We start from the raw sequence: 22,504 nt of genomic DNA, 5'->3' as shown, positions 1-22,504 counted from the left end.
GGTCGGCCGGGTCAGGCCCGCATGACCTCGGGCTCGTGCCGGCGCAGGAACTTCATCACCAGGAAGCCGCAGATCACGCCGAGCACCACCAGGGCGCTGACGTCCAGCAGCCAGTAGCCCAGCTCGTGCTCCCACAGCGGGTCGGAGTCGCCGCCGCCGGGCGAGGCGGTGAGGGTGTTGAGGTCGACCGTGGTGCCGGTGCCGGCCAGCGCCCAGCGGGAGGGCATCAGCCACGCCAGCTGCTCGACGCCGAGGGTGCCGTGCACCTGGAACAGGGCGCCGGTGAAGACGAGCTGGACCACGGAGATCATGACCAGCAGCGGCATGGTCATCTCGGAGGTGCGCACCAGCGCGGAGATCACCAGCCCGATCATCATCGAGGTGCAGCCCAGGATCATGATGACCAGGCTCATCTCGATGGCCGGCGAGTCGGTGAAGAGCACGCCCTCCGGGGGCATGTCGCGCGGGGCGAAGCCGATGCCGCACAGGATGGCGCCCTGGAGCACGGTGACGATGCCCAGCACGAAGACCTTGGACATCAGGTACGCGGAGCGGGACAGGCCGACGGCGCGTTCTCGCTCGTAGATCACCCGTTCCTTGATCAGCTCCCGGACGGCGTTCGCGGCGCCGGCGAAGCACATGCCGACCACCAGGACCAGCAGCACGATGCTGGCGTCGCCGTTGCGGCCCTCGACCTCGATCGGGCCGTAGCCGAGGCCGCTGTCGGCCGGGATGGCGAGGCTGACCAGGCCGAGGATGACCGGCAGGGCGACGGTCAGGCCGAGGAAGCCCTTGTCGGCGAGGATCACCGCGGAGTAGCGGCGCATCAGCGTCAGCACCTGGGCACCCCAGGTCTGCGCCTTCTGCTGGATCAGCGCGCCCATCGGCTGGTGGTGGGTGGCCTGCGGCTGCACCGCGTCCAGGTCGGCGGCGTACATCTGGTAGTGCTGGGAGCCGCGCCAGCGGCCCATCCAGTCGTAGTCGCGGTAGTTCTCGAAGGCGGAGAAGACGTCGGCCCAGCTGTCGTAGCCGAAGAAGTTCAGCGCCTCGTCCGGCGGGCCGAAGTAGGCCACGCCGCCGCCCGGCGCCATCACCAGCACCCGGTCGCACAGGCCCAGCTCGGCCACCGAGTGGGTGACCACCAGGACGGTGCGGCCGTCGTCGGCGAGGCCGCGCAGCAGCTGCATGACGTCCCGGTCCATGCCGGGGTCCAGGCCCGAGGTCGGCTCGTCGAGGAAGATCAGCGAGGGCTTGGTGAGCAGCTCCAGGGCGACCGAGACCCGCTTGCGCTGGCCGCCGGAGAGCGAGGAGATCCGCTTGTCGGCGTGGGGCACCAGCTTCAGCTCGGCCAGCACCTCCTCCACCCGGTGGTTGCGCTCGGCGGCCGCGACGTCGCCGGGGAACCGGAGCTGGGCGGCCAGGCGGAGCGCCTGCCGGATGGGCAGCGCGGTGTGCAGGATGTCGTCCTGCGGCACCAGGCCGATGCGGTGGCGCAGCTCGGCGAAGTGGGTGTAGAGGTTCCGGTGGTCGTAGAGGACCTCGCCGTAGGTGGCCGGGCGGTAGCCGGTGAGCGCCCGCAGCAGCGTGGACTTGCCGGATCCCGAGGGGCCGATGACGCCGATCAGCGACTTCTCCGGCACGCCGAAGGAGACGTCGTTGAGGATCGTGGTCTGGCCGTTGTTGACCTGGACGGTCAGGTGGCGGGCCGAGAAGGAGACCTCACCGGTGTCGACGAACTCCTGGAGCTGGTTGCCCACCAGGCGGAAGGTCGAGTGGCCGATACCGACGGTGTCGTTGGGGCCGAGGTTGGCCCGCCCGTTCTTGGGCAGCTGCTGGCCGTTGACGTAGGTGCCGTTGTGGCTGCCCAGGTCGTGGATCTCGAACCGGCCGTCCGGGTACGCCTGGAACTCGGCGTGCAGCCGGGAGACCTGGAGGTCGGAGACCACCAGCTCGTTCTCCAGGGCACGGCCGATCCGGGTGACCTGGCCGACGTTGAGCCGGTGGAGGCTGGTCGCCCCGTTGGTGGGGTCACCGGCCGGCGGCTGGTGGGCCGGCGGCGGGCCGGCTGGGGGCCCGCCGTGTGGCATGCCCTGGGGCGGCTGCGCCTGGTAGGGGACGGACGGCGCCTGTTGCGACTGGTAGGCCGCCGCGGCGCCGGCGGAGAACGCCAGCCGGGGGCCGTCGGTCGCGTTGCCCAGGTGTATCACCGAGCCGGGCGCCAGCGTCTGCTGCTGGACGCGCTGGCCCTGGGCGTAGGTCCCGTTGGTGCTGCCGTGGTCCTCGACGACCCAGCTCTGCCCGCCCCACCGCACGGTCGCGTGACGCCACGAGACGCGAGCGTCCTGCAGGACGAAGTCGCCCTGTGGATCTCTACCGAGGCTGTACGACCTGGTAGGGTCCAATGTCCAGATTTGACCGTTCAATTCGAGTACGAGTTCCGGCACTCCATGCCCCACAAAGTTGTCCCCCGAGTGACCTCCGGCCGGAAGTCTAGGGATGGTTGTACATCGTCGGGGAACTATTCCAGGCTCGGCCCGGAAACGGGAAGTCGCCCCCCGAAAGTCGCCAAGCTGTCGCGAAGCGCGCGCACGGCCGTGACGTGTCGCCCCGCGGCGGGCCCGGGTGGAGGGCTGTCCGGCAGCCGGACCGCGCGGTGGCCGGCGCCCCGCCAGCCGCTACCGTGGGACCCATCATGACCTCCATGAATTGGGCCGATCAACACGCCCCGACGCTGCTGGTGAAGATCTTCGGCAAGGACCGTCCGGGGCTTACCGCCGGGCTTTTCCGGACCCTCGCCGCCTTCCAGGTGGACGTGATCGACATCGAGCAGGTCGTCACCCGCGGCCGGATCACGCTGTGCGTACTGATCCGGCCACCGGACGGGGAGGCGGCGAGCGAGGGCGAGCTGCGGGCGACGGTGCACGCCTGGGCCGAGGGCGCCGGTCTCCAGGCGGAGATCATCTCCGGCACCGGCGACAACCCGTCCCGGGGCACCGGGCGCAGCCATGTGACGGTCCTGGGGAACCCGTTGACCGCGGACACCACGGCGGTGGTCGCCTCCCGGATAGCGGCCACCGGCGGCAACATCGACCGCATCTACCGGCTGGCCAAGTACCCGGTCACCGCCGTGGAGTTCGACGTCTCCGGGGTGCCGACCGAGGAGCTGCGCACGGCGCTGGCCAAGGAGGCGGCGGCCAGTGGCGTGGACATCGCGGTGGTCTCCTCCGGCCTCCAGCGTCGGGCGCCGCGGCTGGTGGTGATGGACGTGGACTCCACGCTGATCCAGGACGAGGTGATCGAGCTGTTCGCGGCGCACGCCGGCTGCGAGGAGCGGGTCGCCGAGGTGACGGCGGCGGCGATGCGGGGCGAGCTGGACTTCGAGCAGTCGCTGCACCAGCGGGTGGCGCTGCTGGCCGGCCTGGACGAGTCGGTGATCGACAAGGTCAGGTCGGAGGTGCGGCTGACCCCCGGCGCGCGGACCCTGATCCGCACGCTGAAGCGGCTCGGCTGCCAGGTGGGCGTGGTCTCCGGTGGCTTCACGCAGGTCACCGACGCGCTGCGGGAGCGGCTCGGGTTGGACTTCGCCGCGGCCAACACCCTTGAGGTGGTGGACGGGAAGCTGACCGGCCGGGTCACCGGTGAGGTGGTGGACCGGCCGGGCAAGGCGACGCTGCTGCGGCGGTTCGCGGCCGAGGCCGGGGTGCCGCTGTCCAGGACGGTGGCGATCGGCGACGGCGCCAACGACCTGGACATGCTGAACGCGGCCGGCCTCGGGGTGGCGTTCAACGCCAAGCCGTTGGTCCGGGAGGCCGCGCACACGGCGGTCTCGGTGCCGTTCCTGGACACCGTGCTCTACCTGTTGGGCATCACCAGGGAGGAAGTGGAGGCCGCCGACGCCCAGGGCTAGCCTCCGGGCTCAGGGGTGCGGGGTCCAGAAGGTGGCCAGGTGGGCGACGCCCGGCTCGACCGACTTCCAGTCGCCGGTCAGGCTCAACACGGCCTGGGCCGCGGTCGGGAAGCCGGTGGCGTGCAGCCGGGCGCGGGTGTCGCCCTCGGCGGTGCCGGCGAGCACGTCGGCCAGGCCGTGCAGGGTCGGGTTGTGGCCGACCACCAGCACGTCACGCACCGCGTCGTCCAGCTCGTTGAGCACGGCGATCACCTCGCCTGGCGAGGACTCGTAGAGCCGCTCCTCGTAGCTGGTCCTGGGGCGGTGGGGCAGCTCGGTGGCGCAGAGCTTCCAGGTGTCGCGGGCTCGGACGGCGGTGGAGCAGAGGGTGAGTTCGGGGCGGACGCCGGCGCCGGCGAGCCAGCGGCCGGCGAGGTGCGCGTCCTGACGGCCCCGTTCGGTGAGCGGCCGCTCGTGGTCGGCGACCTCGGGCCAGTCGGCTTTGGCGTGTCGGAGAAGAACGATCCTGCGGGCAACTTCGACGCTCATGTGCCCCAGCTTCGCACGAAACGCGTATATGGGCGCCGGAGGTTGGGCGTCCCCGCCGCCCGGGTGGACCGCTCGGGGCGGACGCGGTCGGGCCGGCGGGCCGGGGTCAGAGCAGGGTGCCGCGGAGATGCTCGACGAACCGGGCGATCGGGTCGGTGGCGTGGGCGGTCTCGTTCCCCCCGCCGGCGGCCAGCAGGGCGAGCAGCGCCAGGAAGACGGCGACCGGCAGGGCCACCGCCCACCAGCGCAGGCGGAGTTCCCGATGGGTTGGCCGGGCGTGAGCGGTCATGCGCGTGACTCCGTCCGTGGCGGCGGGATGCGGCGCGTCCCGCCATCGGGGGACCGCTCCCGGTCACCACGAATCTACGGAAGGCGCCGCGCGCGGCCCATCCGGTGAGCCACCCAGTCCCCCCTGAACCCAGCCCCCTAGGGGATGGTGGGGCCAGCCCCACCATCCGGCCCGCCCGGGTGGCCCGGGGGGCCGGTGGGGCACGCGGGGTTCGGGGGCCGGGCCCCCGGCGGCGCCCGGAACGCCCGGGGCGTTCGGCGCACGTGGGGACCCGGGACGCTCAGGGGGAGGCGATGGTGGCGATCACGGCGATGACGACCGTGAGGACGAGCATGGCTCCCAGGATCAGCAGCAGGTTGCGCTGACCGTTGCGCGGGTTCGGGTCAAGGGCTGGCATGGCACCAGTCTCGCACTCAGTGCCCGTCCTCCACGCACCGGTTCCGGCCGGCGAGCACGCCGCAGCACACCTGGGCCAGCAGCAGCGCCAGCATCAGGGCCAGCGGCGCCGACCAGCCGCCGGTCGCCCCGTTGAGCGCGCCCACCAGCAGCGGGCCGGGCACGGAGATGAGGTAGCCCACGCTCTGCGCGAAGGCGGACAGCCGGATCACCCCGGCGCCGGTGCGGGCGCGCAGGCCGATCATGGTGAGCGCCACGGTGAACGCGGTGTTGGAGACGCCGAGCAGTACCGCCCAGACCCAGGCGCCGGCGGCCGGCGCCAGCCACAGGCCGAGGTAGCCGACCAGGCCGCAGAGCCCGACGGCGATCACGATCGGCCCCTGGGTGCGCAGCCGGGTGGCGAGCGCCGGGACGACGAAGCTGAGCGGCGCGCTCATCCCCATCACCAGCGCCAGCAGCAGGCCGGCGGTGGAGGCGGAGACGCCGGCGTCCCGGTAGATCTGCGGCAGCCAGCCCATGGTGATGTAGGCGGCGGTGGCCTGGAGTCCGAAGAAGACCGCCAGTGCCCAGGCGACCGGCGAGCGGCTCACCCTCGGCGGCGGGTCGGCCTCCCGGCGGGTGCCGGCCGTCAGCCGGGCGTCGCCGCCCCGCAGGCGGGGCGCGGCCACCAGCCAGGGCACCAGCGCCAGTCCGGCGAGCACCGCCCAACCGGCGAGCCCCAGGCGCCAGTTGTCGCCGAGCGCCCGGGTGATCGGGATGGTGAGGGCGGCGGCGGCCGCGGTGCCGAGCGCCAGGCCCATCGAGTAGAGGCCGGTGACCAGGCCGAGGCGGTCCGGGAAGAACCGCTTGACCAGCACCGGCATCAGCACGTTGCCGACGGCTATGCCGCCCAGCGCCAACGCGCTGGTGGCGAGGAAGACGGCGGTGTTGGGGGCGAGGGCGCGCAGCCCGAGGCCGGCGCTGACCGCGGCCAGCCCGACGAGCACCACCCTCGCCGGGCCGAAGCGGCCGGCGAGTCGGGGCGCGGTGAGTCCGAAGACCGCGAAGCAGAGCGCCGGCACCGAGGTGAGCAGGCCGGCGACGGTGGCGGACATGCCCAGGTCCCGGCGGACCTCGGCGAGTACCGGGCCGAGCCCGGAGATGGCGGGGCGCAGGTTGAGTGCGGTCAGCACCAGGGCCAGCGCCAGCAGCCAGCGTCCTCGACGCGCCGGTACGTCGGGGTGGCCGGTGGGTGGTCGGTCACGGACGACGGAACGCCGGGGCGGAGTACGGTCTTTCTGAAGGAGCCCCATGAGGACCATCATAGAATCATGGGATGAATATCGGCTCACGGGCCTGGGCCCTGGGCTGCCGGCAACGGGGAGAGCCATGTCACTGACCGCGCCACGGCGCGCCGCGTTGGCTGACCAGGTGATCGGACAGCTGCGGCTCCAGATCACCTCGGGAGAGTGGCCGGTGGGCGCTCGCATCCCGACCGAGCCCGAGCTGGTCGAGCAGCTCGGTGTGGCGCGGAACACGGTCCGCGAGGCGATCCGGGCGCTGGCCCACAACGGGCTGCTGGACATCCGGCAGGGCTCCGGCACCTACGTGGTGGCCACCAGCGAGCTGGCCGGGGTGATGCACCGGCGGTTCGGGGACGCCCAGCCGCGGGACGTCGCCGAGGTGCGCAGCACCCTGGAGGCCGCCGCGGCCCGGCTCGCCGCCCGCCGCCGGACCCCGGCCGAGCTGCGGAAGCTGGAACACCTGCTGGCCCGCCGGGAGACCGCCTGGGACACCGGGGACGTGGAGCGGTTCGTCGAGGCGGACGCCACCTTCCACATGGCGGTGGTGCAGACCTCGAAGAACGAGGTGCTGACCGCCCTGTACGCGGATCTCGGCTCGGTGGTAAGGGCCTTTTTGCGCCATGATGTGGGCGACGAGCTACGCCCCGACGCGCACATGGACCACAGCCGGCTGGTGGCCGCCATCCGGGCCGGCGACCCGGAGACCGCGGCCGAGGAGGCCGGCTCCTACGCCAGGATCTGCGGCCACGCGCTGTACTGAACCGAGCCGCGCGCCCCTGGCCGGGGCGCGCGGCTCGTCGGGCGGGGGTGTCAGGCCCCCATCATGTGGACGCCGCCGTCCACGTGCACGATCTCGCCCGTGGTCTTCGGGAACCAGTCCGACATCAGCGCGGCCACCGCGCGGGCGGCCGGCTCCGGGTCCGCCAGGTCCCAGCCGATGGGCGCCCTGGTGTTCCACACGTCGGCCAGCTCCTCGAAGCCCGGGATGGACTTGGCGGCCATGGACTTGATCGGGCCGGCGGAGACCAGGTTGACCCGGATGTTCCGGCTCCCCAGGTCCCGGGCCAGGTAGCGGCAGGTGGCCTCCAGGGCGGCCTTGGAGACGCCCATCCAGTCGTACTTGGGCCAGGCCACCTGGGCGTCGAAGTCCATGCCGACGACCGCGCCGCCGCGCTGCTCAAGCAGCGGCAGCAGCGCCATGGTCAGCGACTTCAGGGAGAACGCCGAGACCTCGACCGCGGTGGCCACCGAAGGCCAGTCGGTGTGCAGGAAGTTGCCGCCCAGGGCGTCCTGCGGGGCGAACGCGATGGAGTGCACCACCCCGTCCAGGCCCACGCCCTCGCCCAGGTGCTCGCTGACCTGGGCGGCCAGCCCGGCCAGGTGCTCCGGGTTCTGCACGTCCAGCTCGATCACCGGGGCCGGCTTGGGCAGCCGCTTGGCGATCCGCTGCACCAGGGAGAGCCGGCCGAAGCCGGTGAGGACCACCTCGGCGCCCTCCTCCTGCGCCAGCCGGGCGGCGTGGAAGGCGATCGAGGACTCGGTGAGGACCCCGGTGACGAGGATCCGCTTACCGGCGAGAAGTCCGCTCATTGTTCAGTGCCCCATGCCCAATCCGCCGTCAACGGGGATGACGGCTCCAGTGATGTACGCGGCCTCGGCCGAGGCCAGGAAGCGCACGGTGGCGGCGACTTCCTCCGGCGCGCCGTAACGGGCCAGCGGCACCCGCTCGATGATGCTGTCGCGCTGCGTCTCGGTCAGCTCCCTGGTCATGTCGGTCTCGATGAACCCGGGGGCGACCACGTTGCAGGTGATGCCGCGGGAACCCAACTCCCTGGCCAGCGACCGGCCGAAACCGACCAGGCCCGACTTGGAGGCGGCGTAGTTGACCTGCCCGGCCGAGCCCAGCAGCCCCACCACCGAGGAGATCAGCACGATCCGCCCGGACCTGGCCCGCAACATGCCCTTGCTGGCCCGCTTGACCACCCGGAAGGTGCCGGTGAGGTTGGTCTCCAGCACGGAGGTGAAGTCCTCCTCCGACATCCGCAGCAGCAACTGGTCGCGGTTGATGCCGGCGTTGGCCACCAGCACCTCGACCTTGCCGTGCGCGTCCTCCACCACCTTGAACGCCTGCTCCACCTGCTCCGGCTCGGTGATGTCGCATCTCACCGGCAGGCAACCCAGGTCCAACAGCTCCTGGGGCGGCTCGCCGGAGCGGTGCGTGATGGCGACCTTGTCACCCGCCGCGGCCAGCTCGCGGGCGATGGCCAGGCCAAGTCCGCGGTTGCCTCCGGTCACCAGTACCGAGCGGCTCAAGGGACCACCTCTTTCGTCTCATGTCCTGCCGACCACGCTAGACCTTCCGGTCGGGCAGACGATAACCGAGGCACGACAGGCACCGCCCCCGCTCGCTGTCGGGTTCCCACAGCCACCGCCCGCCCCGGCCACCGCCCCGACACCCGCGGCGCGGGCCCGAAAGGCCTTGGCCAACGGGGGGTTGGGAGTCGAGGATCACAGTCGGGCGCACACCGCGCGCGCCCGCGCCGGGTATGCCCCGGAGACAAACCGTCCCGCCGGCCCGACGACGCGGCGGCCGGGGACTCCGGAACGGCCGAGACACAGGAGAGACGCTTGCCCAGAACCATCGACGAGGCGTTCCTCGCGCTTCCCCTACGACAGCTGGCGGACGCCGCCCTCGCCAGGGCCCGCGCCCTGGGCGTCGAACACGCCGACTTCCGGCTGGAGTCGATCCGTTCGGCCCGCTGGTCGCTGCGCGACGCGCGGCCGGCCGGCTCCGAGTCCGACACCACCACCGGCTACGCGGTCCGCGTGGTGCTGGGCGGCGCCTGGGGCTTCGCCGCGGGCGACGAGCTGACCATGAACGGCGCGGCCCGGGTGGCCGGCCAGGCGGTGGCGATGGCCCGGCTCTCGGCGCGGGTCGGCGCGGCGGCCGGCGGCACCGAGCCGGTCGAGCTGGCCGACGAGCCCGCGCACGGCGAGCGGACCTGGGTCTCGGCGTACGAGACCGACCCGTTCGACGTGCCCGACGCGGAGAAGATCGAGCTGCTCGCCGACTACAGCTCCCGGCTGCTGGCCGGGGCCGGGGTCAGCCATGTGGACGCCGAGCTGTGGGCGGTGCGGGAGAACAAGTTCTACGCGGACACCGCCGGCACCGTCACCACGCAGCAGCGGGTGCGGGTCGCGCCCTCGCTGACCGCGACCTCCGTCGACCCGGCGTCCGGCCGGTTCGACCAGCTGCGGACGCTGGCCCCGCCGGTCGGCCGCGGCTGGGAGTACCTCACCGGCACCGGCTGGGACTGGGACGACGAACTGGCCCGGATGCCGGAGCTGTTGGCGGAGAAGATGACCGCGCCCTCGGTCACCCCGGGACCGCAGGACCTGGTGATCGACCCGTCCAACCTCTGGCTGACCATCCACGAGTCGATCGGCCACGCCACCGAGCTGGACCGCGCGTTGGGCTTCGAGGCGGCCTACGCCGGCACCTCCTTCGCCACCTTCGACCAGCTCAACACGTTGCGCTACGGCTCGGACGTGATGCGGGTCACCGGAGACCGGACGGTGGAGCACGGGCTGGCCACCATCGGCTACGACGACGAGGGCGTGGCCGGACAGCACTGGGACCTGGTCAGGGACGGGGTGCTGGTCGGCTACCAGACGGACCGGCGGATGGCGCGGCGGCAGGGCTTCGACCGCTCCACCGGCTGCGCCTTCGCCGACTCCCCCGGCCACGTGCCGCTCCAGCGGATGGCCAACGTCTCCCTCCAGCCGGACCCGGTCGGCCCCGACACGGCGGAGCTGATCTCCCGGGTGGCGAACGGCGTCTACCTGGTGGGCGACGGCTCCTGGTCGATCGACATGCAGCGCTACAACTTCCAGTTCACCGAGCAACTCGCCTACCGGATCAAGGACGGCAAGCTGGCCGGGCAGCTGCGCGACGTCGCCTACCAGGGCACGACGACCTCCTTCTGGGGGTCGATGGAGGCCGTGGGCGGCCCCGGCACCTACGTACTCGGCGGCACGTTCCGGTGTGGCAAGGCGCAACCCGGGCAGGCGGCCGCCGTCTCACACGGCTGCCCGTCCGCGCTGTTCCGGAACGTGAACGTGCTCAACACCACGCAGGAGGCCGGCCGATGACCGCGCTCAGCCCACAGGAGACCGTCGAGCGCGCGCTGGCCGCCTCCCGGGCCGACGGCACGGTGGTGATCGTCGAGGAACACAGCTCGGCCAACCTCCGTTGGGCCGGCAACGCGCTGACCACCAACGGCGTGACCCGCGGCCGGCGCGTCACGGTCATCGCCACCGTGGCCGGCGCCACCGGCGTCGCCGCCGGGGTGGCGTCGGAGTCGGCCGTCGACGCCGACCGGCTGGCCACGCTGGTGGCGGCGGCCGAGCACGCGGCCCGGCAGTCCCCGGCCGCCGAGGACGCCCGGCCGCTGGTGGCCGGCCGGGCCGGGTCGCCGGACTTCGCCGAGCCGCCGGCGGAGACCTCGGCCTCGGTCTTCGACGCCTTCGCGCCGGCGCTGGGCGAGACCTTCGCCCGGGCCGCTGCCGCCGGCCGCGAGCTCTTCGGCTACGCCGAGCACGAGGTGGTCTCCCACTACCTGGGCACCTCGACCGGGCTGCGGCTGCGGCACGACCAGCCGAGCGGCCACCTGGAGCTGAACGCCAAGTCGCACGGCCGGAGCAGATCCTCCTACGGCGCCGTGGCCACGCCGGACTTCGCCGCCGTGGACGTCGCCGCGCTGGACGCGACGCTGGCCCGGCGGCTGGCCTGGGCGGACCGGACGATCGAGCTGGCGCCCGGCCGCTACGAGACGCTGCTGCCGCCGAGCAGCGTCGCCGACCTGCTGCTCTACCAGCACCTCACCAGCGACGCCCGGCAGAGCCACGAGGGGCGCAGCGTCTTCAGCCGCCCCGGCGGCGGCACCCGGGTCGGCGAACGGCTGTCCCCGCTGCCGATCACGCTCTACAGCGACCCGGCCGCCGCCGGCCTGGCGGCGGCGCCGTTCGTGATCTCGCGTTCCTCGACCGACGCGTTCTTCGCGGCCAGCTCCGTCTTCGACAACGGGCTGCCGCTGGCCAGGACGGACTGGATCGCCGACGGGGTGCTGCGGACCCTGCCCAACACCCGGCACACCGCCGAGCTGACGGGGCTGCCGCTGGCCCCCGTGGTGGACAACCTGGTGCTGGAGGCGGGCGGGACCCGCTCGCTGGACGAGCTGATCGCGACCACCGACCGGGCCCTGCTGGTCACCTCGCTCTGGTACATCCGCGAGGTGGACCCGAAGAACCTGCTGCTCACCGGCCTGACCAGGGACGGCGTCCTGCTGGTCGAGGGCGGCGAGGTGGTGGGGCAGGTGACCAACTTCCGGTTCAACGAGTCCCCCGTCGAGGTGCTGGCCCGGGCCAGCGAGGCCACCGCGACCGAGCTGACCAGGTCCAGGGAGTGGGGCGAGTACTTCCCGCGCACCGCGATGCCGGGCCTGCGGGTCCCCGAGTTCCACATGAGTTCGGTGAGCCCCGGGGTGTGACCCGGCCCCCGGGCGGGCGCCGGGGCGGCGGGCCGGCAGCGGCCGTGCCGGCTCGGCGCCCGCCGGGGCCGCCGCGCGAGCCGAAACCGGACGAACCACCCTGACCAGCGGTGACGTGGGCGGCGTCCGGTCCGTCGCGGCCGGCGAAACCGCCGGGACGACGCCGCCGGCGCCCCCGTAGAATCGGCTCGTCCCTGATCCCCGACCATGGCAGGACCGAAACGTGACACGCCTCGGCGAATCCGTGCGGCGCGTCAGCGCGCTGCTGGCGCAGGACCTCTCCTCCGACACCACCGTTCAGCGACTGCTGGAGGAGACGGCCACGCGGCGTTATCTGGACCTGACCGACCTGTCCGCCGGGGAGCAGGCCGAGCTGATCGCGGCCCGCGCGGTCGAGGTGCTGCCGTCCGCCGAGCGGCTGGCGGAGCGGATCGAGACCGCGCGCGCCGAGGGGCGCGGGCTGCGGGTGAAGCTGGGCATCGACCCGACCGCGGCCGACGTGCACCTGGGGCACGCGGTGCCGATGACGGTGCTCAGCCGGTTCCAGCGGATGGGCCACGAGGTCACGCTGATCATCGGCGACATCACCGCCAAGATCGGCGACCCCTCGGGCCGGTCGGCGGAGCGCCCGCCGCTGACCGACGAGGACATCGCCCGCAACCTGGCCTCCTACCGGGAGCAGGTGCGGCCGTTCTTCAACTTCGAGCAGGTGCGGTTCCGGCACAACAGCGAGTGGCTGGCCGGCTTCACGCTGCCGCGGCTGATCGGGGTGCTCTCCCAGGTCTCGGCCTCCGCGCTGCTCCAGCGCGACGACTTCCGCACCCGGCTGGAGGCCGGCCACGGGCTGAGCATGTCGGAGCTGATCTACCCGGTGGCGATGGCCATCGACTCGGCCGAGATCGACGCCGACGTCGAGCTGGGCGGCGTGGACCAGCTGCTCAACATGCAGACCGGCCGCCGGGTGATGGAGATCTACGGCCTGACCCCGCAGCTGATCATCGGGATGCCGCTGATCGAGGGCACCGACGGCTCGGGCGCCAAGATGTCGAAGTCCAAGGGGAACTACATCGGGCTGAACGCCACGGCCGGCGATGTCTTCGGCAAGGTCATGTCCATCCCGGACCGGCTGATGGAGCCCTACCTGCGGGCCTGGACGGAGTGGACGGACGCCGAGCTGGACGTGGTGCGGGCCCGGCTGGCGGACGGCTCCCTGCACCCGATGGACCTGAAGAAGCTGCTGGCCGGCGAGGTCACCACGGCGCTGCACGGCGTCGAGGCGGCGATGGCGGCCCGGGCCGGGTTCACCGCGCAGTTCTCCCGGCGCAGCTTCGCCGAGGTGGACGCGCTGCCGGAGGTCTCGCTCGCCGAGCACGGCGCCGAGTCGGTGGCCACCGTGCTGACCCGGGTGCTGGAGTTCGCCCCGAGCGCCTCGGCCGCCCGGCGGCTGGCCAAGCAGAACGCCCTGCGGCTGGTCCTGGAGGAGAACGGCGAGCAGCGCACCGAGGTGCTGGCCGAGGCGGACGCGCTGCGCCCGCTGGCCGAGGTGCTGGCCGAACGGGCCGGCGCCGCGCCGCTGGACGGCCGCTACCTCAAGGCCGGCCGAAAGCTGGCCCAGCTGCGCGGCTGACCGGGCACTGGCATACCGTGGGGGAGGGTGATGCGAGATGGCGCGCTGGCGCGGACCCGGTGACCGCCGGGGCAAGGACGTTGAGGTGTACCGGATCACCGGTGCCCGGCAGAGTCTGGAGGACGATGTCCGGGGCCGGCAGCGCCGGTACATCATCGCCATGCTGGTGCGCACCGTGGCGGTGCTGCTGACGGCGCTGCTGTGGAACGTCAGCCTGCCGCTGGCGGTCTGCACGCTGGCGCTGGGGGTCGCGCTGCCGTACATCGCGGTGGTGGTGGCCAACGCCGGACGGGAGAACGTGCCCTCGCTGCCCTCCGCCTTCGTGACCGACGCGATCGCCCCTGCGGCGCTGCCGCCGGGGCCGCGGGAGGCCCGGGAACAGAGTTGACAAGCGGGCGCGCGGCGTCGGGAGATGCTCAGATCATTTGGGTCATTCCCCTGCAATGAACGCCCCCATGCGTGTCATACTTCAAGTGCGTCGTTCCGTATCCCCCGTCGGAATGACGCGTAGACGCCGGGCGGCTCCCCCCGTGGCCGCCCGGCGTCGTTCTGTCCGGGCGCGGTCAGCGGCTCCCGGCCGCCCGCTCCCCCGCTCCGGCCCACCCGCCGTCCGACGGCGCGGACCCGAGGAAGACCGTGGAAGGAACCGTGTCGAACGAGCCAGCCGAGGCAGCGCTGAGCTGCTCGGCCAAGGGATGCCGGGCGGCGGCCGTCTGGGTGCTCGCCTGGAACAACCCCAAGCTGCACACGCCCGAGCGCCGCAAGACCTGGCTGGCCTGCGAGGAGCACCGGGAGTACCTCGGGCACTTCCTGGGCGTGCGCGGCTTCCTGAAGGAGACCGTCCCGCTCACCGAGTGGCAGGCCCGCGAGGGCTGACCCGCCAGGGCCTGGCCGCACGCCCCGGCCGGCCGGGTCAGCCGCCGATCGCCGACATCGGCCGCTGCGGCTGCTCGAAGCCCGGGTCGTCCAGTCCGGAGCCGGCCTTCTTGCCCCACATCGCGCGCCGCCACAGCTCGGCCAGCTCGGCGTCGCTCGCGCCGGCCCGCAGCGGGCCCCGCAGATCCGACTCGCCGCGGGCGAAGAGGCAGTTCCGCACCTGGCCGTCGGCGGTCAGCCGGGTCCGGTCGCAGGCCCGGCAGAACGGGCGGGTGACCGAGGCGATCACGCCGACCCGGCCGGGGCCGCCGTCCACCAGCCACCGCTCGGCCGGCGCCGCCCCCCGACCGCCCTCGGGGGTGAGGGTGAACCGCCGCTCCAGCGCCGCGAGGATCTCCCCGGCCGTGATCATCTGGCCGCGCTGCCAGCCGTGTTGGGCGTCCAACGGCATCTGCTCGATGAACCGCAGCTCGTACCCCTCGGCCAGCGCCCAGGCCAACAGCTCGGGCGCCTCCCCGTCGTTGACCCCGGGCAGCAGCACCGAGTTGACCTTGACCGGGGTGAGCCCGGCGGCCCGGGCAGCGGCCAGGCCGCGCAGCACGTCGGCGTGCCGCCGGCGGCGGGTGAGCCGCTCGAAGGTCTCGGGGCTGAGCGTGTCCAACGAGACGTTGACCCGGTCGAGGCCGGCGGCGCGCAGCGCCTCCGCCGTGCGCTCCAGGCCGATGCCGTTGGTGGTCAGCGAGAGCCGGGGGCGGGGGCGCAACTCGGCGCAGCGTGCCACGATCGAGACCAGCCCAGGCCGCAACAGCGGCTCCCCGCCGGTGAACCTGACCTCCGTCACCCCCAGCTCGCCGACGGCCAGGGCGACCAGGCGCACTATCTCGTCGTCGGTCAGCAGGGTGGACTTGGCCAGCCAGGCCAGCCCCTCCTCCGGCATGCAGTAGGTACAGCGCAGGTTGCACCGGTCCGTGAGGGAGACCCGCAGGTCGGTCGCGGTCCGGCCATGGGTGTCGAGGAGCATCTCAGAGCACCTCCGCTGGTGGAAGCAGATGTCAGGCAGCGTACGTCACCCCTGTGACAGGCCGCGGGAGTCGACGGGCCGACGGCCGGCCCACGGGTCAACTGCCGGGCGGAGGACGGGCACTGTCGGTGCCGGCCCGTATCCTCTGGGACCATGCTCGAAGACCACTACCAGCCCGCCATGGTCGACCTCCCACCGCAGCGGACCACCCACGACGGCCCCTGGCCCGCGGGCTATCCGTCGGGCTTCGCCGTGGTGGACGTCGAGACCACGGGCCTGGCCAGCCACGACCGGATCGTCTCCGCCGCCGTCTACCGGCTGACGGCCAGGGGCGAGGTGGAGGACCACTGGTACAGCCCGGTCAATCCCCAACGCGATCCGGGCCCGGTCTGGATCCACGGGCTGACCTCGGAGGTGCTGGCCGGGGCGCCGCTCTTCGCGGAGGTCGTCGACGAGTTGGCCGAGCGGCTGGCGGACCGGGTGCTGGTCGCGCACAACGCGGTCTTCGACTGGACGATGCTGGCCCGGGAGTTCGCCAGGGCCGGGCGCACGCCGCCGGTGCGGGAGCGGCTGTGCACCATCCGGCTGGCGAAGGAGCTGGCGCTGCCGCTGCCCAACCACAAGTTGGAGACGCTGGTGGGGCACTTCGGCGTGGCCCAGCGCCAGGCGCACCACGCGCTGGACGACGCCCGGGTGTTGGCCGAGGCGTTCCTGCCCAGCCTCCACGAGGCGGCCAGCCGCCGGCTGCCGCTGCCGCTGCACCCGTGCCGCCCGATCACGGAGTGGGCTGAGGGGCCGTCGGCCGGCGCGCGGCGGGGCGCCGGCCAGGCCGCCGGCGCCTGGCGCGGCTGGCGCGCCCCCCGGCGCCGCCCCGCCTGCCCCTACCCCAACCCGGGCCGGTACGAGCCGGGCGGCCGGCTGGTGCAGGGCATGCGGGTCGCCTTCTCCGGGGACACCTCGATAGACCGGGAGCTGCTGGAGGACCAGGCGTACGAGGCCGGCCTCCACGTGGCGACGAGCATCTCCCGGCTGACCAGCCTGTTGGTGACCAACACACCGGAGTCGACGACCAGCAAGGTGGCCAGGGCCCGGGTCCACGGCACGCCGATCCTGGACGAGGCCGCCTTCACCCACCTGCTGCGGGACGTGGCCCCGGCGCCGGGCCAGTGACCGGCTTCGGGTAGCGTCAGCAGGCGTGTACCGCTTTCTGCTGTCCAGGCAGTGGGTGATTCTCACCCTGATCGCGCTGCTGCTGATCCCGACCATGATCTGGCTCGGCTTCTGGCAGCTGGACCGTCATGAGCAGCGGGTGGCCAGGAACGACCTGATCTCGGCCAGTCTGGACGCCGATCCGGTGCCGATGGCCGATCTGACCGGGGTGGACGCGGGCCCGGCCGACGCCGACCGCTTCCGCCAGGTGACCGCCACCGGCTCCTACGCCCCGGAGCACGAGGTCCTGGTGCGCCAGCGCACCAACGCGGACGAGGCCATGGGGTACTACGTGCTGACCCCGCTGCTGCCAGCGGACGGCCCCGCCGTGCTGGTCAACCGCGGCTGGATCGCCGCCGGCCAGGACCCGCGGCAGGCACCCGAGGTGCCGGCGGCGCCGGACGGCGAGGTCACGGTGACGGGCCGGCTGATGCGCGACGAGACCTCGGCCAACACCGGCATCCGGGACCGCTCCGGGCTGCCGGACGGCATGACGATGCTGGTCAACAGCGAGCAGCGGGCGGCCGATTTGGGCCAGCCGATGCTGCGCGGCTACCTGGAGCTGGTCGAGACCACCCCGCCGGACCCGGCCGAGCCGGCCCTGGAGCCGGTACCGGCGCCGGACCACACGGGCATCGGCGCGCACTTCGCCTACGCGATCCAGTGGTGGATCTTCACCGCCGGAGTCCCCATCGGCTGGGTCCTGCTCCTGCGCCGCGACGTCAAGGACCGTCGCGCCGCGGCCGCCAAGGCGGCCCGCCCGGCGAAGCCGGCGAGCCCGGGGGCGGCCGGTTCGGCGGCGGCGCGTCCGAAGCCCGCGGGCCCGGCGGGGCCGCGGCCTGGTTCGCCAGAAGCGGCGGGAACAGACAGCGCGAGCCCGAAGACCGCGGCCCCCGAGCCGGAACCCACTCCGGAAGCCTCGAAGGCCTGACGGCCCGTACGCCTGGCGACCGACCGACCGACCGGCCGGGCGACCGGGCGACCGGGGGCACGGCCCCGAACCCGCGTCGGGAGGAACCGTCAGGATCCACCGCCCCGGACGCCGCGGAACCAGCGCCGGACCCGACCAGCCCGCCCCGTGCGGACCCGAAGCGGCGGGGCCGGCACACCGGCAGGCATCGGGAGCCCGTGAACGCCAGGACCACGAGCCCGGCCCGAGAACCCGAGCCGGAGCGGTTGCGCTTCCGCGACCTCTCAGGCACCGAGTCCGTTCCCGCTGGCCGACTCCCCCGCCTTCGCCGACCGGCACTCTCCGGACCCGCCGTCCCGGCTCCGCCGGTGGGCCGCGACGTGCCGGTCCGGGCCAGGAAACCCTCGCCGTGGCCGAGCCGAGGGGCCCGTGAGGGGCCAGGCACCGGACATACGAACGTCCCAACCCGACGGCGCGCCCGACGGACCGCGCGCATGCGCTCCGACCGCGCCGGCGCAGGTCCTCCCGATCCAGCGGGACACGCTCGACCAGCGCCGCGCTCTGCCGTCACCCGTCCCCGAGCGCTCCGGACCCGCCGTCCGGCGTCACCCGGCCCGTGGGTCAGCCGGCGGGCCGCGGGCCCGGAACCGGGTGGTGTGCACGCCCGACGGCCGGCCCGGCCGGGGCTCCGGGACGTGGAGCCCCCGTGGCCAACGACCCGCGGGTCAGCTGACGCGTTCGGGGCCGCGGCGGGCGGCGCGCAGGTGGGCCTCCGCCGGCAGGGTGTCCAGGCCGGCGGAGACCCGCGCGTGGTCCAGGGCCTCGGCGCGCAGCCGCCGCACCGCCTCGTCCGGCCTGGCCTGCGGCGCCAGCAGCAGGCCCACCCGGGCCCTGGGCTGCTCCCGCCGCCCGACCAGGGTGATCCGGGCCCGGTCGACGCCCGGCAGGGCCTCCGCCTCGGCGGCCACCACGTCCTCCATGGCGCGCCCGCTCAGCAGGGCGCCGACCCCGTCGCCGCTGTCCACCAGCACCTCGGCGAGCCGCCGCCGGCGGAGCTGGGCCAGCAGCCACCACAGGGCGAGCAGCACCAGCAGGGACAGCGCACCGATCACCACCGGCCAGAACCAGCCGGCCTCCCGGTGTCGCACCCGATCGGCCGTGGTCAGCAGCACGTCGTCCGGGGTCCGCCAGGTCCACCAGGACGGGGTGCCGAAGCCCCAGCGGGCGGGCAGGTCGAAGGTGCCGACCAGCACCGCGAGGCCGAGCAGGAACAGCCCGACGCCGGTCAGCGCCAGCAGCACCCGGTTGACGATCCGCAGCATCTTCCCGCCACTCCTCACCGTTTGGTCGGCCGCCGGACGTGGACCGCCAGGGCCGGCCGGCGGGCCAGCCCCAGCTCGTCGATCCCGTGGGCGAGGACCGCGTCCAGGTCGGCCCGCACCACGTCCAGGTCACGGAAGTGCGCCTGGGCCGCCACCCTGATCCGGCGGCGGCCGACGACCACCCGGACGCTCCGCACCCCGGACACCTCAAGCGCCCGGTCGCGCAGCACCAGGGCGGCGGCCGACCGCTCGATCCCGGCACGCATCAGCTCGCTGTCCCGCCGCATCGGCAGCAGCTGGCGCAGCCCGGGCGTGACCGCCAGCGCCACCAGCCCGACGCCGAGCAGCATCGCCAGCAGCGCGCCGGCGACCACCCACGGGTCGTCCAGCGGCCGGGTGGCCAGTTGTTCCGCCAGCTCCCGGCGCCAGGCGGCGGCCGGCCGGTCGGCGCGGACCGAGGCCACGTCGTAGAGCAGCGGCCCGGCGGCCACCAGCAGGACGGCCGCGGCCAGCGCCGCCGGCACCCGGCGGGCGGACCAGAAGCGCGGCGCGGCGCCCTCGTCATCCGGCCCGGGATCGTACCTGGCCAGCGAGTCGGACTGCCGGGGCCCGTCCGGCTCCGCGTCTGCCGGTGGCGGCACGGGGCCCGGGTCCGGCTTGGCCAGCCGGACGGTGTCCTGGCGCCCCGTCTCGTCGTCGTTCACCGTCGCCGCCCTCCGTTCGCTGCCCGCCGGGGAGTCACCGAAGGGTGCCCGAGGCGGCGCCGTCCAGCTCCGGGGAGTGCAGCCGCTCCACGGCGACCGTCACCTCCTGGAGCTCCATCCCGGCCAACTCGCCGACCCGGCGCACGACCTGACGGCGCACCGCGCCGCACTGGGCGCCGATGTCCGACGGGTAGCCAAGCTCGACGGCGACCCGCACGGTGGCCAGGCCGCCGGTGCCGTCGGCGCCCGGCGAGCGGCGTACCACCGCCGATGCGGTCGGCCCGCCGTCCTTCCGGCGGGGCGCGCCGACGACGGCCCGTTCGGCGCGCAGCGCCTCGCGCGCCGCCTGGGTGGCGAGCTTGGCGACCACCCGTTCGGTGATCCGGGTCGCGCCGCGCTCCCCGGCCGGTACCCGCTCCTCCACCGTCACCGCCGCCGGTCGCCGCGCTCCCGGACCCGGAAGAAGTCCCCGGGCTCCAGGTCACCGTCCACGAAACGGCCGATCACGAAGCCGATCGCGCCCAGCGCCGCCACCAGCAGGAAGGCCGCGAAGCCGCCGAAGTATCCGGCGAACCCCAGGGCCATCCCGGCGACCATGCCGATCACCGCCATGCTCATCTCGTACTCCCTCACTCGGCCGTCCGGGCCTTGCCGGCCGCCCTACTGGAGCGGCGGCCGCTCGGCGTCGTCGTCTTCCTCGTCGTCGGGCAGTTTCACGTCGACGACGCTGATGTTGACCTCGACGACCTCCAGGCCGGTCATCCGCTCGACGGCCACGATGACGTTCTCCCGTACGGTACGGGAGACATCGGCGATGGAGACGCCGTACTCGACCACCACTTCGAGGTCGAGGGCCGTCTGCACCTCACCGACCTCCGCCTTGACGCCTCGGGTCACCGAGCGACTGCCGCCCGGTACCCGGTCCCTGACGGCGCCGAAGGTGCGGGCGAGTCCGCTGCCCATCGCGTGCACCCCGACCACGTCGCGGGTCGCCATGCCGGCGATCTTCGCGACCACGCCGTCGGCGATCGTGGTGCGTCCCCGGGTCGCGGGGTCGCCGGTGCCCCGGCGGGTGCCCAGCGCCTTGCCGGTCGTCTCGGGCCCCTGCTCGGTCCCGTCCTCCGCCTTGGTGTCGGTCACTGTCCATCGCCCCTTTCCCGAAGGCGGCGGCCAGCCGCCGCCTATTCGCCACACTAAGCGCGTCCGACGGAACCGCCGTCGTGCACCCCCCGAACGGACGCACGGCCCGGCGGCCGTCCGCCGGTGTCTAGGAGATGCTTGTACCCAGCGATGACCGATTGAGTACGAATCGGTGAAAGAGAAGGTGTCAACACGTGGGCGACAACGGGTTGTTGCGGGCGGTGCGCCGTCAGCTGGGGCTGGGCAGACTGCTGCCGCTGCGGTTCGGCGAGGCCTCCGGCGCCTGGCTGACGGAGCGTGCGGCCCGGGCGGCGCTGGTGACGGCGGTGGGCGCGGCGGTGCCGCAGGCGCGGCTGGACGGGGTGCGGCTGGGGCCGGCTGAGCCGCTGGCGGCCGAGCCGCCCCGCCTCGCGGTGCCGGGGCCGCCCAGCGCGCTGCCCCCGCAGCCGCTGCTGCTGTCGGGGGAGATCGCCGCCTACCCGGCGGTGCCGCTGCCGGAGCTGGCCGACCGGGTGCGGGCGACGCTGGCCGAGGTGGCGGTCGGCCGGCTGGGCCTCGACGTGGCGGCGGTCGACCTGACGGTCGCCGAGCTGCTGACGGAGCCGCCGGAGCCGGCCGGGACGCCGACCGGCCCGCCGGGACCGCCGGCCAGCACGGCGGCCGGCGGTCCCGGGGCGGACGCGGTCGCCGAGGCGGTGCGGGCGGTGGCCGGGGTGCGGGAGCTGTCGGCGGTGCTGGACGGCTGGCTGGGCGCGGTGCGGGTGTCGGACGAGACGGAGCCACCCGCCCGCCTGGTGCGGCTCCAGGTGGCGACGGAGGGCGAGCGGCCGCTGGCCCCGTTGGTGGACGAGGTGACCGAGGTCGCGGCGGCGACCGCCGCCGGGGCGGGCGGCCGGCCACCGGGTCCGGTGCTGGTCGCGCTGCTGGTCACGGAGCTGGGCTGAGCCGGCGGCCGGACGGTCAGTCCAGGCCGGCCAGGTCGGTCAACCGGCGGCCCTGGGCCGCGCGTTCGGCGGCGCGCTGGGTGTCGTAGTCGTTGCCGGTGGCGGCGCGCAGCAGCGCCTTGGTCTCGATCAGGGCGCCGCGCGGCGCGGCCAGCAGCGCGGCGGCCAGGTCGTCGGTCGCGGCGGCCAGCTGGTCGGCGGGGACGACCAGGTTGGCCAGACCGAGGCGTTCCGCCTCGGCGGCCCGGACGGCGCGGCCGGTGGCGCAGATCTCCAACGCCCTGGCGTAGCCCACCAGGGTGACGAGGGGGTGGGTGCCACCCAGGTCGGGGACCAGGCCCAGGCTGGTCTCCCGCATCGCGAACTGCGCGTCCTCGGCGCAGACCCGCAGGTCGCAGGCGAGCGCCAGTTGGAAGCCGGCGCCGATGGCGTGCCCCTGGACGGCGGCGATCGAGACCAGGTCGGGGCGGCGCCACCAGGTGAACGCCTCCTGGTAGCCGGCGATGGTGGCGTCCCGCTCGGCCGCCGGCCGGCCGGCCAGCTCGAAGAGCGAGAGCTGTCCCTCGATGCCCTCGGGGGTGAGGGCCCGGCGGTCCAGGCCGGCGGAGAACGACACCCCCTCGGCGCGCAGCACCACCACCCGGATGTCCCCGGTGAGCCGGCGGCCGGCCTCGGCGAGGGCGTGCCACATCGCCGGGGTCTGCGCGTTGCGCCGTTCGGGGTGGGTCAGCGTGATCGTGGCCACGGCGTCGTGGACGGTGACGCGCACGCCGTCCTGGTCGAGCAGGCTCATCCGGGT

General features: G+C 74.0%; 24 protein-coding genes. 10 read left to right on the top strand and 14 right to left on the bottom strand.

The genetic code is table 11. From position 1 onward, the window contains the following. Nucleotides 1-11: 11 nt before the first annotated feature. A complete protein-coding gene (locus RM844_RS02785; protein WP_311664238.1) occupies nucleotides 12-2,444 on the bottom strand; it encodes an FHA domain-containing protein in 2,433 nt (810 codons plus the stop codon). A gap of 257 nt (nucleotides 2,445-2,701) precedes the next feature. Between RM844_RS02785 and serB the strand changes: the two genes are divergently transcribed. Beyond that, nucleotides 2,702-3,907 carry a phosphoserine phosphatase SerB gene (gene serB / locus RM844_RS02780; protein WP_394814401.1) on the top strand — a complete coding sequence of 402 codons (1,206 nt, stop codon included), beginning with the start codon at nucleotides 2,702-2,704 and terminating at the stop codon, nucleotides 3,905-3,907. Nucleotides 3,908-3,916: 9 nt separating this feature from the next. Here serB and RM844_RS02775 read toward each other — a convergent pair whose 3' ends face one another. From RM844_RS02775 to RM844_RS02760, 4 genes are all read right to left on the bottom strand, one after another. Beyond that, nucleotides 3,917-4,435, bottom strand: coding sequence for a SixA phosphatase family protein (locus RM844_RS02775; protein WP_311664234.1), 519 nt, complete (start codon nucleotides 4,433-4,435; stop codon nucleotides 3,917-3,919). Nucleotides 4,436-4,541: 106 nt separating this feature from the next. Beyond that, a complete protein-coding gene (locus RM844_RS02770) occupies nucleotides 4,542-4,724 on the bottom strand; it encodes a hypothetical protein (protein ID WP_311664232.1) in 183 nt (60 codons plus the stop codon). Nucleotides 4,725-5,004: 280 nt separating this feature from the next. Then, on the bottom strand, nucleotides 5,005-5,121 hold the full coding sequence (locus tag RM844_RS02765; RefSeq protein WP_311664230.1) for an SGM_5486 family transporter-associated protein: 117 nt from the start codon (nucleotides 5,119-5,121) through the stop codon (nucleotides 5,005-5,007). Between the two features lie 16 nt (nucleotides 5,122-5,137). Continuing rightward, nucleotides 5,138-6,412 (bottom strand): CynX/NimT family MFS transporter, encoded by a 1,275-nt coding sequence (locus RM844_RS02760; RefSeq protein WP_311664228.1) that lies wholly within the window; start codon nucleotides 6,410-6,412, stop codon nucleotides 5,138-5,140. 76 nt (nucleotides 6,413-6,488) lie between these two features. Between RM844_RS02760 and RM844_RS02755 the strand changes: the two genes are divergently transcribed. After that, a complete protein-coding gene (locus tag RM844_RS02755; RefSeq protein ID WP_311664226.1) occupies nucleotides 6,489-7,163 on the top strand; it encodes a FadR/GntR family transcriptional regulator in 675 nt (224 codons plus the stop codon). A gap of 50 nt (nucleotides 7,164-7,213) precedes the next feature. Here RM844_RS02755 and fabI read toward each other — a convergent pair whose 3' ends face one another. After that, the gene (gene fabI / locus RM844_RS02750) at nucleotides 7,214-7,993 is read right to left on the bottom strand and encodes an enoyl-ACP reductase FabI (protein ID WP_311664224.1); all 780 of its coding nucleotides are present in this window, start codon (nucleotides 7,991-7,993) and stop codon (nucleotides 7,214-7,216) included. 3 nt (nucleotides 7,994-7,996) lie between these two features. After that, the gene (gene fabG, locus RM844_RS02745; RefSeq protein ID WP_311664222.1) at nucleotides 7,997-8,716 is read right to left on the bottom strand and encodes a 3-oxoacyl-[acyl-carrier-protein] reductase; all 720 of its coding nucleotides are present in this window, start codon (nucleotides 8,714-8,716) and stop codon (nucleotides 7,997-7,999) included. A 315-nt stretch (nucleotides 8,717-9,031) separates the two neighbouring features. Here fabG and RM844_RS02740 point away from each other — a divergent pair, with 315 nt between their 5' ends. From RM844_RS02740 to RM844_RS02720, 5 genes are all read left to right on the top strand, one after another. Further along, nucleotides 9,032-10,555 (top strand): TldD/PmbA family protein, encoded by a 1,524-nt coding sequence (locus tag RM844_RS02740; RefSeq protein ID WP_311664220.1) that lies wholly within the window; start codon nucleotides 9,032-9,034, stop codon nucleotides 10,553-10,555. Next, nucleotides 10,552-11,952, top strand: a complete 1,401-nt coding sequence (locus RM844_RS02735; RefSeq protein WP_311664218.1) for a metallopeptidase TldD-related protein — start codon at nucleotides 10,552-10,554, stop codon at nucleotides 11,950-11,952. Before RM844_RS02740 ends, RM844_RS02735 begins: the two co-directional genes overlap by 4 nt. Before the next feature lie 223 nt (nucleotides 11,953-12,175). After that, nucleotides 12,176-13,579, top strand: a complete 1,404-nt coding sequence (gene tyrS / locus RM844_RS02730; RefSeq protein ID WP_311664216.1) for a tyrosine--tRNA ligase — start codon at nucleotides 12,176-12,178, stop codon at nucleotides 13,577-13,579. A gap of 37 nt (nucleotides 13,580-13,616) precedes the next feature. Further along, nucleotides 13,617-13,967 carry a DUF3099 domain-containing protein gene (locus RM844_RS02725; RefSeq protein WP_311664214.1) on the top strand — a complete coding sequence of 117 codons (351 nt, stop codon included), beginning with the start codon at nucleotides 13,617-13,619 and terminating at the stop codon, nucleotides 13,965-13,967. A gap of 260 nt (nucleotides 13,968-14,227) precedes the next feature. After that, nucleotides 14,228-14,455 carry a hypothetical protein gene (locus RM844_RS02720; RefSeq protein WP_311664212.1) on the top strand — a complete coding sequence of 76 codons (228 nt, stop codon included), beginning with the start codon at nucleotides 14,228-14,230 and terminating at the stop codon, nucleotides 14,453-14,455. Between the two features lie 37 nt (nucleotides 14,456-14,492). On the opposite strand, the gene moaA is transcribed toward RM844_RS02720, so the two are convergent. Continuing rightward, entirely contained in the window at nucleotides 14,493-15,476 is a 984-nt protein-coding gene (gene moaA / locus RM844_RS02715; RefSeq protein ID WP_311664210.1) for a GTP 3',8-cyclase MoaA, read from the bottom strand. Nucleotides 15,477-15,656: 180 nt separating this feature from the next. Between moaA and RM844_RS02710 the strand changes: the two genes are divergently transcribed. Continuing rightward, nucleotides 15,657-16,646 (top strand): DEDDh family exonuclease, encoded by a 990-nt coding sequence (locus tag RM844_RS02710; RefSeq protein WP_311664353.1) that lies wholly within the window; start codon nucleotides 15,657-15,659, stop codon nucleotides 16,644-16,646. A 25-nt stretch (nucleotides 16,647-16,671) separates the two neighbouring features. Then, entirely contained in the window at nucleotides 16,672-17,616 is a 945-nt protein-coding gene (locus tag RM844_RS02705; RefSeq protein WP_311664208.1) for an SURF1 family cytochrome oxidase biogenesis protein, read from the top strand. A 704-nt stretch (nucleotides 17,617-18,320) separates the two neighbouring features. Here RM844_RS02705 and amaP read toward each other — a convergent pair. Genes amaP through RM844_RS02680 form a run of 5 tightly spaced genes read right to left on the bottom strand, consistent with a single transcriptional unit; the run spans nucleotide 18,321 to nucleotide 20,701 of the window. Continuing rightward, complete coding sequence (gene amaP, locus RM844_RS02700; protein WP_311664207.1) at nucleotides 18,321-18,917, bottom strand: alkaline shock response membrane anchor protein AmaP; 597 nt, start codon at nucleotides 18,915-18,917, stop codon at nucleotides 18,321-18,323. A 14-nt stretch (nucleotides 18,918-18,931) separates the two neighbouring features. Beyond that, complete coding sequence (locus RM844_RS02695) at nucleotides 18,932-19,621, bottom strand: DUF6286 domain-containing protein (RefSeq protein ID WP_394814400.1); 690 nt, start codon at nucleotides 19,619-19,621, stop codon at nucleotides 18,932-18,934. A 34-nt stretch (nucleotides 19,622-19,655) separates the two neighbouring features. Then, nucleotides 19,656-20,045, bottom strand: coding sequence for a hypothetical protein (locus tag RM844_RS02690; RefSeq protein ID WP_311664204.1), 390 nt, complete (start codon nucleotides 20,043-20,045; stop codon nucleotides 19,656-19,658). Nucleotides 20,046-20,047: 2 nt separating this feature from the next. Beyond that, nucleotides 20,048-20,239: a hypothetical protein gene (locus RM844_RS02685; protein ID WP_311664202.1), complete on the bottom strand. Its 192-nt coding sequence runs from the start codon at nucleotides 20,237-20,239 to the stop codon at nucleotides 20,048-20,050. Between the two features lie 42 nt (nucleotides 20,240-20,281). Next, complete coding sequence (locus RM844_RS02680) at nucleotides 20,282-20,701, bottom strand: Asp23/Gls24 family envelope stress response protein (RefSeq protein ID WP_311664349.1); 420 nt, start codon at nucleotides 20,699-20,701, stop codon at nucleotides 20,282-20,284. 254 nt (nucleotides 20,702-20,955) lie between these two features. Between RM844_RS02680 and RM844_RS02675 the strand changes: the two genes are divergently transcribed. Further along, entirely contained in the window at nucleotides 20,956-21,705 is a 750-nt protein-coding gene (locus tag RM844_RS02675) for a nucleopolyhedrovirus P10 family protein (RefSeq protein ID WP_311664200.1), read from the top strand. Between the two features lie 16 nt (nucleotides 21,706-21,721). On the opposite strand, the gene RM844_RS02670 is transcribed toward RM844_RS02675, so the two are convergent. After that, nucleotides 21,722-22,498 (bottom strand): enoyl-CoA hydratase/isomerase family protein, encoded by a 777-nt coding sequence (locus tag RM844_RS02670; protein WP_311664198.1) that lies wholly within the window; start codon nucleotides 22,496-22,498, stop codon nucleotides 21,722-21,724. Nucleotides 22,499-22,504 lie beyond the last annotated feature (6 nt).

Source organism: Streptomyces chisholmiae (genome assembly GCF_031845445.1).
In the GTDB taxonomy this organism is placed as follows: Bacteria; Actinomycetota; Actinomycetes; order Streptomycetales; family Streptomycetaceae; genus Streptomyces; species Streptomyces chisholmiae.
This window is presented reverse-complemented; position numbering and strand designations above follow the sequence as displayed.